At 61.1% G+C, this 12,107-nt stretch carries 8 protein-coding genes; all 8 read right to left on the reverse strand.

Annotated elements, in window-relative coordinates; all coding sequences use genetic code 11:
• Nucleotides 1-201 precede the first annotated feature (201 nt).
• The 8 genes from HU739_RS19980 to betI all read right to left on the reverse strand — a co-directional run bounded on the left by HU739_RS19980 (nt 202) and on the right by betI (nt 12,009).
• Nucleotides 202-1,380 (reverse strand): BaiN/RdsA family NAD(P)/FAD-dependent oxidoreductase, encoded by a 1,179-nt coding sequence (locus HU739_RS19980; RefSeq protein ID WP_186549285.1) that lies wholly within the window; start codon nt 1,378-1,380, stop codon nt 202-204.
• A 146-nt stretch (nt 1,381-1,526) separates the two neighbouring features.
• Entirely contained in the window at nt 1,527-2,864 is a 1,338-nt protein-coding gene (gene dbpA / locus HU739_RS19985) for an ATP-dependent RNA helicase DbpA (RefSeq protein ID WP_238344745.1), read from the reverse strand.
• A 401-nt stretch (nt 2,865-3,265) separates the two neighbouring features.
• Nucleotides 3,266-4,693 carry a multidrug transporter subunit MdtD gene (mdtD, locus tag HU739_RS19990; RefSeq protein WP_186549281.1) on the reverse strand — a complete coding sequence of 476 codons (1,428 nt, stop codon included), beginning with the start codon at nt 4,691-4,693 and terminating at the stop codon, nt 3,266-3,268.
• A 189-nt stretch (nt 4,694-4,882) separates the two neighbouring features.
• Nucleotides 4,883-6,220: a TldD/PmbA family protein gene (locus HU739_RS19995; RefSeq protein ID WP_186549279.1), complete on the reverse strand. Its 1,338-nt coding sequence runs from the start codon at nt 6,218-6,220 to the stop codon at nt 4,883-4,885.
• On the reverse strand, nt 6,220-7,662 hold the full coding sequence (locus HU739_RS20000; protein ID WP_186549277.1) for a TldD/PmbA family protein: 1,443 nt from the start codon (nt 7,660-7,662) through the stop codon (nt 6,220-6,222). The genes HU739_RS19995 and HU739_RS20000 overlap by 1 nt, the downstream gene beginning before the upstream one ends.
• 279 nt (nt 7,663-7,941) lie before the next feature.
• Nucleotides 7,942-9,645: a choline dehydrogenase gene (betA, locus tag HU739_RS20005; RefSeq protein WP_186549275.1), complete on the reverse strand. Its 1,704-nt coding sequence runs from the start codon at nt 9,643-9,645 to the stop codon at nt 7,942-7,944.
• Nucleotides 9,646-9,854: 209 nt separating this feature from the next.
• Nucleotides 9,855-11,327, reverse strand: coding sequence for a betaine-aldehyde dehydrogenase (gene betB / locus HU739_RS20010; protein WP_186549273.1), 1,473 nt, complete (start codon nt 11,325-11,327; stop codon nt 9,855-9,857).
• A gap of 88 nt (nt 11,328-11,415) precedes the next feature.
• Nucleotides 11,416-12,009 carry a transcriptional regulator BetI gene (betI, locus tag HU739_RS20015; protein ID WP_042561476.1) on the reverse strand — a complete coding sequence of 198 codons (594 nt, stop codon included), beginning with the start codon at nt 12,007-12,009 and terminating at the stop codon, nt 11,416-11,418.
• Nucleotides 12,010-12,107 lie beyond the last annotated feature (98 nt).

Here is a 12,107-nt window from a genome sequence, read left to right on the forward strand (position 1 = left end):
GCTAAATTGAGCCAGTAATGACGCCGACGCAATGGCGCCGAGCACATCTGACAGCAAAAAGTGTTCCTTACTGCATCACACATGACAAATGTAGGAGTGAGCCTGCTCGCGATAGCGGTGTGTCTGTCACCGAATTTATTGGCTGACAGGCCGCTATCGCGAGCAGGCTCACTCCTACAGGGTTTTGTATTTGGCCTTGAGTTAAGCGTACTGCGCAGCAGCGTAACCGGAGGCCCAAGCCCACTGGAAGTTGAAGCCACCCAGGTGCCCCGTGACATCCAGCACTTCACCAATGAAATACAGGCCGGGGCTTTTCAACGATTCCATGGTCTTGGATGAGACCTCGCGGGTGTCGACGCCGCCCAGGGTCACTTCAGCGGTGCGATAGCCTTCAGTCCCCGCCGGCACAACCTTCCAGCTGCCGAGCTTCTCGGCAATCTCTGCCAGTTCCGCGTGGGTGTACTGCTTCATCGGCTTGGAGACAAACCAGCTGTCCGCCAGCAGATTGGCCATTTTCTTGGTGAAGATTTCGCCAAGCAGGGTTTTCAGCTCGCTGTTCGGGCGTTCGGCGACTTGCTGTTGCAGCCATGTGGCGGCGTCGTGATCCGGCAGCAGGTTGATCTCGACCGTGTCGCCGGGTTCCCAGAACGAGGAAATCTGCAGGATCGCCGGGCCGCTGAGGCCGCGATGTGTGAACAGGATGTTTTCGCGAAAGCTCTGGTCGTTGCAACTGACCAGACAATCCACCGACGTTCCGGACAGCTCGGTGCACAGCTCCTTGAGCTGATCGGTGATGGTGAACGGCACCAGGCCGGCGCGGGTCGGCAGCAGTTCATGGCCGAACTGTTTCGCCACTTGATAACCGAATCCGGTCGCGCCCAGGGTTGGAATTGACAGACCGCCAGTGGCGATGACTAGCGATTGGCATTGAATCTGGCCGAGGGTGGTGTCGAGCAAATAGCCGTTGTCGACCTTTTCAATCGTCTGGATCGACGTGTCGAGGTGCAGCTCTACGCCTGCCTGATCGCATTCATCGAGAAGCATGCCGAGGATGTCGCTGGATTTGTTATCGCAGAACAGCTGGCCGAGTTTCTTCTCGTGGTACGGCACGCCGTGTTTGCCGACCAGACCGATAAAGTCCCACTGGGTGTAACGCGCCAGTGCCGATTTGCAGAAATGCGGATTCTGCGAAAGGAAATTGCTCGGCTCGGTGTACATGTTGGTGAAATTGCAGCGGCCACCGCCCGACATGAGGATCTTCTTGCCGGCCTTGTTCGCATGGTCGAGCAACAACACTTCGCGCCCACGCCCGGCGGCGGTCAGGGCACACATCAAGCCGGCGGCGCCAGCGCCAATGATCACGACTTCGGTAGAGCGCAAAACGGTGTCCTCACACAAATGATCGTTCCCACGCTCTGCGTGGGAATGCCGCCATGGACGCTCTGCGTCCGCTTTCAATCGTGACGCGGAGCGTCACAGGATGCATTCCCACGCGGAGCGTGGGAACGATCAAAGCCGCGTTGTTCTTACAGGATACGCACCCGCAACGAACGGCCCTTGATTTTGCCGTCGTTCAAGCGCTGCAAAGCCTGCATGGCGACGGTGCGTTCCACGGCCACGAAAGCCTGAAAATCGAAGATCGCAATCTTGCCAACCTGAGCGCCGGGAATGCCGGCTTCGCCTGTGAGCGCACCAAGAATGTCGCCCGGACGTACTTTGTCCTTGCGGCCGGCGCCGATGCACAGGGTGGTCATCGGCGGTTGCAGCGGTGCCAGGCCTTGAGACTTCAGGTTGTCGATCTGATCCCAGTTCAGCGGTGCTTTCTGCAGTTGTTCGATGGCTTGCGCACGGTGTGCTTCGGACGGCGCGACGAGGCTGATGGCGATGCCTTTCTCGCCCGCACGACCGGTACGGCCGACGCGGTGAATGTGGATTTCCGAATCGCGCGCCAGCTCGACGTTGATCACCATGTCCAGCGCGTCGATGTCCAGACCACGGGCCGCAACGTCGGTGGCAACCAGTACCGAGGTGCTGCGGTTGGCGAACATCGCCAGCACCTGATCGCGATCGCGCTGTTCCAGATCGCCGTGCAGGCCGACGGCGGAAATGCCTTTGGCGGTCAGGTGATCGACGGTTTCCTGCACCTGTTGTTTGGTGAAGCAGAACGCCACGCAGGACGCCGGACGGAAATGGTGCAGGACTTTAGTCACCGCGCTCATGCGTTCTTCCGGGGAAATCTCGTAGAAGCGCTGCTCGATCTGCGTGTCGTCATGGAAGGCTTCAGCCTTGACGGTCTGCGGGTCGCGCATGAATTTCGACGCCAGTTGCTTGATGCCCACTGGGTACGTCGCAGAGAACAGCAGGGTCTGACGGCGTTCCGGGGTCTTGATGATGATGTCTTCGATGGCGTCGTAGAAACCCATGTCGAGCATGCGGTCGGCTTCGTCGAGAATCAGCGTGTTCAGGCCATCGAGTACCAGCGAACCCTTGCGCAGGTGCTGCTGAATGCGCCCCGGGGTGCCGACGATGATGTGCGCGCCGTGTTCCAGCGAAGCGATCTGCGGACCGAACGACACGCCGCCGCACAGGGTCAGGACCTTGATGTTGTCTTCGGCACGGGCCAGACGGCGAACTTCCTTGGCGACCTGGTCGGCCAGCTCGCGGGTCGGGCAGATCACCAGCGCCTGGCAACCGAAGTAGCGCGGGTTGATCGGGTTGAGCAGACCGATGCCGAACGCGGCGGTCTTGCCGCTGCCGGTCTTGGCCTGGGCGATCAGGTCCATCCCCTTGAGGATCACCGGCAAGCTCTGCGCCTGGATCGGCGTCATCTGGGCATAACCGAGTGATTCGAGGTTAGCCAGCATGGCGGCGGACAGCGGCAGAGTATTAAAAGCGGTGGCGATGGTGGTCACGGGACTGGCCTGCAAAACAAAATGTCGCGCAGTGTAGCAGCCCCGTGACGATTTCCTCGACAGTTCTGGACGAACAGCGACTCAATCGATATCCGCGAGCGGTTCCTGTCCGAAGATGACTTGTGGCGAGGAGATTTATCTGTGGTGAAGGGATTTATCTGTGGCGAGGGGATTTATCCCCGCTGGGGTGCGTAGCACCCCCCAAAAAAGATGAATGCGATCAGCCTGACTGGCCAAGGCGACAGCAGAAGCAGAGGGGCGCTACGCACCCCAACGGGGATGAATCCCCTCGCCACAGATAAATCCCCTCGCCACAGTAGTCCTTCACCAGCTCCAGAAGTCCTTTGGCAGAATCAGTGCTCGATGTGCTCTTCAGGACGCTTGGCGCGGCGGCCGTCTTCCTTCGACAGCTGCGAGAAAATCGTCGCGGCGAGCATGGCCATGATGCCGACTGTGACAAAGGTCAGCTGGAACGCGCCGAGTACGGTTTCCACGCCATCGTTGCCGACCTTGGCGGTGAAGCCGCCGAGCAGCGCACCGGCACACGCCACGCCGAGGCTCAGCGACAACTGCGCCACCACCGACAGCAAGCTGTTGCCGCTGCTGGCGCTGGCATCGTCGAGGTCGATCAGCGTCACGGTGTTCATCGCCGTGAATTGCAGCGAGTTGATTGCCCCCAGCACCGCCAGCAGGCACAACAGCAGCCAGTACGGCGTCTGTTCGCTGACCAGACCCATGCTCGCCAGCATGATCCCCAGTGCCAGGGTGTTGCCGGTGAGCACGATGCGGTAGCCGAGGCGTTCGATCAGCGGTCGTGCGACCCACTTGGCAACCATCGCCGCAGCGGCCAGCGGCAACATGCTCATGCCGGCCTGGGACGGCGAATAGCCCAAGGCCACTTGCAGCAGCAACGGCACCAGAAACGGCAGGGCGCCGCTGCCCAGACGCGCGAACAGGTTGCCGAGAATGCCGACGGCAAAGGTGCGGGTCTTGAACAGCGACGGCGCGAACAGCGGATTCTCGATATGCCCGGCGCGCAACCAGTACGCCGCCAGACAGGCCATGCCGGCGAACAGCAGCAACATCACCCGCAGGTGCGGCAAGTGCAGTTCGCCGAGGCCTTCCATGGCGATGGTGATCAAGATCATCGCCGCACCGAACAGCAGAAAGCCCAGGCTATCGAAGCGTGTGCGCTCAGTGCCGCGCAGGTCGGGAATGAATTTCCACACCGCATAACAACCAATCACCCCGACCGGCAGATTGATCAGGAAGATCCAGTGCCACGTCAGGTATTCGACCATCCAGCCGCCCATGGTCGGACCGATCAGTGGGCCGAGGAGGCCGGGGATGGTGATGAAACCCATGATCCGCACCAGTTCCGAGCGCGGATAGGCGCGCAATACCACCAACCGCCCGACCGGCAACATCAGCGCACCGCCGAGGCCCTGAATCACCCGTGCACCGATCAGCATGCTCAGGCTGCTGGACAAGGCGCACAGCAGCGAGCCGAAGCTGAACAGCAGAATTGCGCCGAAGAAGATTTTCTTGGTGCCGAAGCGGTCGGCTATCCAGCCTGAGGCCGGGATCAACAGAGCCACGGTGAGCATGTAGGCAATGATCACGCCCTGCATGCGCAACGGGTCTTCGGCCAGATCGCTGGCCATGGCCGGCAGCGCGGTGTTGAGAATCGTCCCGTCGAGGGACTGCATGAAAAACGCAATGGCCACCACCCACGGCAACCAGCGGGCGGTGATGGCGTCGAGAGGCGGGCGGTTGGGCATGGAACCTCTGATGGGTGGTTAATCCAGATTTTTGTTCAAACATGAAACCCTGTGGCGAGGGGATTTATCCCCGCTGGGTCGCGCAGCGGCCCCAAAAAAGCGGGACTGCTGCGCAGTCCATCGGGGATAAATCCCCTCGCCACAGTTTCTATTCCAACAGTTGATCCCTGTGTGCCGGGGATCTTTGTTTTACAGCGTTAGGGTCAACCGGCTGATCAGCGCCCCCGGCAACAGCGATGACGAAGTATTGCGCTGGCTGTAGGTGCTCGCCGACAGCAGCAATTCGCGCTCCGTGGTCAGCGCCTCAAGCTGCGAACCGAGCAGGCTGTAGGCGCTATCGTCGAAACGCATGGTGCTGACCGGCGCCTGGATCTCGCCGTTCTCGACCCAGAAGGTCGCGAAGCGGGTCATGCCGGTCATGCGCGCCGCCGGTTGATCCGAGTAGTTCAGGTACCACAGATTGCTGATGTACAGCCCGGTGCCCAGCTCTTTCAGTATCTGTTCTTGCGACAGATCACCGGCCGCCATGTTCAACGCACTGGGCATTTCGCCGCCGCCCGCGCCGTTGGCCGCCAAACCGTATTCGGCTGCACTGCGCGAACCGACCAGTTGATCGCCGGCCTGGCCTTCGATGATCAGCCGCAGATCGCTGCGCGGATAACCTTCGGCGGAAAACGCCGGGCTTAGCGATTCACTGACCTTTTCATCCAGCGACACCAACGGGCTGAACGCGTGATCACCGACATACAGTTTCTGCAACGGACTGCTCTTGCTGGCGATCGACTGCGCCGAGAAGCCGCCCCAGCTGAGCATGCCCATGATTTCTTCCAGCGCTGCCGGTGCCAGATAGGCGCGGTATTGTCCTGGCGCCAACGTGCGCAACGGTCGACCAAGAAACTCCAGTTGCTCGCGTGCCTGAGCGAAACGCCTGGCGAAACCTTCGTCGCTCCAGTCGTGGCCGGCGTAGCTGGCTTTTACCGCTTCGCCGTTTTCGTGAAACAGACTGAAGTCGAAATTGAAACTGTTGGCCTCATGCCAGCCAAACGCACCCGCCGAACTGGCGAAACCCCGGCTGATCGGGCCGGCCGCGTAAAAACCGACCAAATCCAGACCTTCAGCGGCCGCGCAGATTTGGGCCACGACATCTTCTGTGTCCGGCAGCGGATGTGCTTGTACATGCGTGCTCTGCCAGCCGTTGTGATTGAGCAGCAGATACGGATCCTGCGGCAGCAATGGCAGGGTTTCGCGCAATTGTTGCAGGCCTTCGGCAAGACGCTGCAGATCGGCTTCCTGGTCCCCGGACAAGGTGATCTGCAAATCGGCGTGACGACCGTCGTTGATCAGTTTCAAGCCGACATTGGCCTGCTGCACCTGCCCGGCCTGGCGCACCTTGGCGTGATTGAAGCGCACGAACGCCGAGGCTTCGGCGGCGTAGCTGAGCGTGAATTGTTCCGGCTCGCGCACACTGTCGCGCAGCCAGTCGACCATGACCTTGAAGGCGTCGGACTGACGCTTGGAAATGTTCATCAGGCGTCTCCCCCAAACACATCAATGTTGCTGAATACGCAGGCCGGCGAAGCATGGCCGACGCGAATCACCTGGTTCGGTTCGCCCTTGCCGCAGTTCGGTGTGCCGAGCACCTTGACGGTGTTGGCGTCGCCGACCGCGCGCAGGCTTTTCCAGAAGTGCGCGGAAATTGCCCGGTAGTTGGGATTTTTCACCACGCCTTTAAGTTCACCCTTCTCGATCAACTGGCCCCATTCGCAGCCGAACTGGAATTTGTTGCGCGCATCGTCGATCGACCACGAACGGTTGGTGCTCATCAGAATGCCGTGTTCGATACCGCCAATCATCTGCTCCAGCGTCTGATCGCCCGGCTCGATATTGAGGTTGGCCATGCGGTCGATCGGCGGCCGGTTCCAGCCGCAGGCGCGGCTGTTGGCAACGCCGTCGAGGCCGGCGCGATACTGCGACAGCGCCCCGCCCAATGGGCGCAGCAGCAGGCCATCGCGAATCAGGAATTGTTTGCTCGCCGCAGTGCCGTCGTCGTCATGGCCGTAGCTGGCGAGTTCTTCAGGAATGCCCGGATCGAAAGTTACGTTAAGCAGGTTTGAGCCGTATTGCAGGCTGCCGAAATCGCTGGTCTTGACGAAACTGGTGCCGGCGTAATTGCGCTCGTCGCCCAAAATCCGGTCGAGCTCCAGCGGATGGCCGATGGACTCGTGGATCTGCAACATCATCTGGTCCGGCATCAACAACAGATCGCGCGGGCCTTGCGGGGTATTGGGGGCGAGCAACAATTGCAGCGCCTGATCGGCGACTTGTGGGCCGGCGCCCACCAGGCCGCAGCGGCTGATCACGTCGGCGCCGCCCTGTTGGCCGAAGTTTTCACGGCCCAGGCTGCGGGTCTGGCTGTCGTTGCCGTCGTAGGCGGTGACGTCGAGGCTCGGGTAGACGAAGCGCTGGGCCTGACGCAATTCGGCGCCGGCGCTGCTCAAATAAATCTGCTCGACATGGGTAATGCCAATGCTTACCTGCCAGTTCACCAAGCGCTCATCCTTGGGCACCGAGGCGGACTCCGCACCGAGCAGTTCGAAACATTCGCTCAGGGACGGGAAGGGCTGTTCCAGGTTGGGTGAAAAATAATCCGCGCGGTCGCTTGAGACCGGTTGCTCGCGCAGGTCGAGCAGGGCATGCGGCTTGAGCCGGCGTGCCTGCTGTTCGGCGCGTTCGAGGGCCGCTTGCAGGCCTTGCTGCGACAGGTCGTTGGTCGCGGCGTAGGCTTCGACGCCATTGACGCGCACGGTGAGCATCGCCCCTTCGTCCCGGCTCAGGCTCGGCGGTTCGGCGACATTCTTGCGCACCGACAGGTACTGCCCGGATTCGCGCACATAGCGCAGGGAAAAGAATTCAGCGCCCGTGCGCAAGGCAGCGAAGCGCTGCTTGAGCTGGGGGTGGAAATCGAACATTCGGGAACCTCCTTGTAGGGGGAAGCGGTAGAGCGACGGCGGGGCGGGGTGAAACGGCTGCGCGAGGTCTAGAGTAGGCCTGCGTGGGGGTAGGATCAAGTGGAGAGGGGGTGTAGGGGGATTTACTTGAAACAGAGGGATTTGTGCTGAATGGCAGGGCCTCATCGCGAGCAGGCTCACTCCTACAGTTAATCATCAGTGTCCACAGAGTTTGTGTTCACTGGAGATCCTTGTAGGAGTGAGCCTGCTCGCGATCAGCCTTGATGCAGTGTAATTGGATTACTGAGTAACCGGGGTGATATCACGCATCGGTTTGCCCTTCACCGGCGCACCATTCGCCACGTAGTAAGCCGCATTGCTGCGCGGCAGTGGCTTGCGGCCGCGGATCTTGTCGGCGATTTTCTCGGCCATCATGATCGTCGGTGCGTTGAGGTTGCCGGTGGTGATGATCGGCATGATCGAGGCATCGACCACGCGCAGGTTCTGCATGCCATGCACACGACCTTCGCCATCGACAACGGCCATCTCGTCGGTGCCCATCTTGCACGAGCAGGACGGGTGGAACGCGGTTTCAGCGTGCTCGCGGATGAACTTGTCGAGCTGCTCATCGGTTTGCACTTCAATGCCCGGGCTGATTTCGCGGCCACGGAAAGCGTCCAGTGCCGGCTGTTGCATGATTTCCCGGGTCAGGCGGATGCCGTCGCGGAATTCCTGCCAGTCCTGCTCGGTGGCCATGTAGTTGAACAGGATGCTCGGGTGCTGGCGTGGATCCTTGGATTTGACCTGGATGCGACCACGGCTCGGCGAACGCATGGAACCCATGTGCGCCTGGAAACCATGTTCTTTCACACCGTTGCTGCCGTTGTAGTTAATCGCCACCGGCAGGAAGTGGTACTGGATGTTCGGCCATTCGAATTCCGGACGCGAACGGATGAAACCGCCGGCCTCGAACTGGTTGCTGGCGCCGATGCCGGTACCGTTGAACAGCCACTCGGCACCGATCGCCGGCTGGTTGTACCAGAGCAGCGACGGGTACAGCGAGACCGGTTGGGTGCAGGCGTATTGCAGGTACAGCTCAAGGTGATCCTGCAGGTTTTCGCCCACGCCCGGCAGGTCGTGAACCACCGGGATGTCGAGACTTTCGAGCAGTTTCGCCGGGCCGACACCGGAGCGCTGCAGAATTTGCGGCGAGGCGATGGCGCCGGAGCACAGCAGGACTTCCTTGCGCGCCTTGGCTTCAACGCGCTCTTCAGCGTCGCCAATCAGGTAACGCACGCCGACCGCACGCTTGCCTTCAAACAGGATCTTGTCGGTCAGGGCGTGGGTGACGATGGTCAGGGTCGAGCGCTTCTTGGCGATGTCGAGGTAGCCACGCGCGGTGGAAGCACGACGGCCATTCGGCGTCACGGTGCGGTCCATCGGGCCGAAGCCTTCCTGCTGGTAGCCGTTCAAGTCTTCGGTGCGCGGATAGCCGGCTTGCACGCCGGCTTCAACCATGGCGTGGAACAGCGGATTATTGCCGGCTTTCGGCGTGGTCACGCTGACCGGGCCATCGCCACCGTGGTAATCGTTCGGGCCGATGTCACGGGTTTCGGCTTTGCGGAAGTACGGCAGGCAGTCGAGGTAGGACCAGTCTTCCAGGCCCGGCAGTTTCGCCCAGCCGTCGTAGTCCATGGCGTTGCCGCGGATGTAGCACATGCCGTTGATCAGCGAAGAACCGCCGAGGCCCTTGCCGCGACCGCACTCCATGCGACGACCGTCCATGTGTGGTTCTGGATCGGTTTCGTAAGCCCAGTTGTAGCGACGACCCTGCAGCGGGAAGGCCAGCGCGGCCGGCATTTGCGTGCGGAAGTCGAGGCGATGGTCCGGGCCACCGGCTTCGAGCAGCAGAACGGTGACGCCTTCGTCTTCAGTCAGACGGGTCGCCAGGGTGTTACCGGCCGAGCCGGCACCGATGATGATGTAATCGAATTCTTGGGACATTGAATGCACCCTCTTTGAAGTTGGTCAGGTCAACTGTGACCGCGCACCTGTGGCGAGGGGATTTATCCCCGTTCGGCTGCGCAGCAGTCGCAGAGTCAGCGACTGGGTTCTGTCTGGAGAATTGCAGTGTCTGGGTGAGGGGGCTGCTTCGCAGCCCAACGGGGATGAATCCCCTCGCCACAAGGGCCCCACCCGGACTCTGGGTCAGATCAGAACACCGAGACGTAATCGCCCAGCTCGACCTGTACCGATTTGATGCGGGTGAAGTTGTTCAGCGAGCTGATTCCGTTTTCACGGCCCACGCCCGACTGCTTGTAGCCGCCGACCGGCATTTTCGCGTCGGACTCGCCCCAGGCGTTGATCCAGCAGATACCGGCTTCCAGTTGATGAATCACGCGGTGCGCGCGGTTCAGGTCTTTGGTGACGATACCGGCGGCCAGGCCGAAGTCGGTGTCGTTGGCGCGGCGGATCACTTCTTCTTCGGTTTCGTAGGAGAGGATCGCCATGACCGGGCCGAAGATTTCTTCGCGCACGATGGTCATCTCGTCGGTGCAATCGGTGAACACGGTTGGCGCAACGAACGCGCCTTTGGCGAATTCGCCGTCGGTCAGACGACCGCCGCCGCACAGTACGCGGGCACCTTCTTCCTTGCCTTTTTCGATGTAGGACAGCACGCTTTCCATGTGGGCGAAGCTGACCAGCGGGCCGAAGTTGGTGTTTTCGTCTTCCGGGTTGCCGACGCGGATGCGTGCAACGCGCTCAACGATCTTGGCTTCGAACGCGGCTTTCAGGTGCGCCGGGACGAATACACGGGTGCCGTTGGTGCAGACCTGACCGGAGCTGTAGAAGTTGGCCATCATCGCGGTGTCGGCGGCGCGATCGAGGTCGGCGTCGTCGCAGATGATCAGCGGCGACTTGCCGCCCAGTTCCATGGTCACGTCTTTGAGCGACGAGGCCGAGGCGCTGGCCATGACTTTCTTGCCGGTGTCGGTGCCGCCGGTGAAGGAAATTTTCTCAATGCGCGGGTGCTCGGTCAGCCATGTGCCGACTTCACGGCCGCTGCCGGTCAGCACGTTGAACACGCCGTTCGGCACGCCGGCTTCGGTGTAGATTTCCGCCAGTTTGAGGGTGGTCAGCGAGGTGACTTCGCTTGGCTTGAAGATCATCGCGTTACCGGCGGCCAGCGCCGGTGCGGATTTCCACAGGGCGATCTGGATCGGGTAGTTCCACGCGCCGATACCGGCAACCACGCCCAGTGGCTCGCGACGGGTGTAAACGAAAGAGGTGTCACGCAGCGGGATCTGCTCGCCTTCGATGGCGGGCACCAGGCCTGCGTAGTATTCCAGCACGTCGGCGCCGGTGACGATGTCGACGTACTTGGTTTCGGAGAAGGATTTGCCGGTGTCCAGGGTTTCCAGCGCGGCCAGCTCATCGTTGCGCTCGCGCAGGATGTCGACGGCGCGACGCAGGATGCGCGAACGCTCCATGGCGGTCATCGCGGCCCAGATTTTCTGGCCCTTTTCGGCGCTGACCACGGCGCGCTCGACGTCTTCCTTGGTTGCACGTTGCACCAGCGCGAGGACCTCACCGTTCGCCGGGTTGATGGCTTCGAAGGTGGCATCGCTGCCAGCGTCGGTGTACGCGCCATCGATGTAGAGTTTTTGCAGTTCGAAACGGGCCATAGTGTCCTCGCAAGTGCATTGGTGGTTGGCGTTGCCCACCGCGATCACGCTGCGGTGGAGTTCAGGGGCTGAGCGTTTTCTGTGTGCTCTAGCTCACCTGCTTGGCCAATTGGAAATCCATGTATTCGTAAGCGATCTGTTGCGCCTGCGCCGTGTCGAAAGCGTCTCCCGACAGCGCGCCGCGCAACCACAAGCCGTCAATCAACGCTGCCAGGCCTCGGGCGGCGCTGCGCGCATCTTCGAGCGGCAGCACACGGCGGAACTGGCAGCACAGGTTGGAATACAGACGGTGATCGTTGATCCGCTGCAACCTGTGCAAAGACGGCTGGTGCATGCTGGTGGCCCAGAAGGCCAGCCAGGTTTTCATTGCCGGGCCATTGACCTGGCTGGCGTCGAAGTTGCCTTCGATGATCACCTGCAGATGCGCCCGTGGGCTGTCATCTGCCAGCGCCTGACGGCGCGCGGTGACGCTCTCGCTGAGGGCGGTCATCAGGTACCGCATCGTGGCGGCGATCAGGCCGTTCTTGTCCTGAAAGTAATGACTGATGATGCCATTCGAGACACCGGCCAGACGGGCGATCAGCGCAATGCTGGCGTCCCCCATTCCGACCTGATCGACCGCCTGCAATGTGGCTTCGATCAGTTGTTGGCGGCGGATGGGTTGCATACCGACCTTGGGCATCTTGCACATCTCCTTAGGCCTTCCGAGGGGCGAATGACGCCGATCGGATTGAGGGCCAGTCTATTTTGTTTTGATTGAACGTTCAATCAACAAAGAAT

The sequence above is a fragment of the Pseudomonas hamedanensis genome (genome assembly GCF_014268595.2).
Taxonomy (GTDB): domain Bacteria; phylum Pseudomonadota; class Gammaproteobacteria; order Pseudomonadales; family Pseudomonadaceae; genus Aquipseudomonas; species Aquipseudomonas hamedanensis.

Excerpts from the sequence above, each read along its gene's own strand:
- dbpA (WP_238344745.1), bottom strand. The coding sequence starts at position 2,864 with ATGCTGGCTAACCTCGAATCACTCGGTTATGCCCAGATGACGCCGATC.
- mdtD (WP_186549281.1), bottom strand. The coding sequence starts at position 4,693 with ATGCCCAACCGCCCGCCTCTCGACGCCATCACCGCCCGCTGGTTGCCG.
- HU739_RS20000 (WP_186549277.1), bottom strand. The coding sequence starts at position 7,662 with ATGTTCGATTTCCACCCCCAGCTCAAGCAGCGCTTCGCTGCCTTGCGC.
- betA (WP_186549275.1), bottom strand. The coding sequence starts at position 9,645 with ATGTCCCAAGAATTCGATTACATCATCATCGGTGCCGGCTCGGCCGGT.
- HU739_RS19995 (WP_186549279.1), bottom strand. The coding sequence starts at position 6,220 with ATGAACATTTCCAAGCGTCAGTCCGACGCCTTCAAGGTCATGGTCGAC.
- betB (WP_186549273.1), bottom strand. The coding sequence starts at position 11,327 with ATGGCCCGTTTCGAACTGCAAAAACTCTACATCGATGGCGCGTACACC.
- betI (WP_042561476.1), bottom strand. The coding sequence starts at position 12,009 with ATGCCCAAGGTCGGTATGCAACCCATCCGCCGCCAACAACTGATCGAA.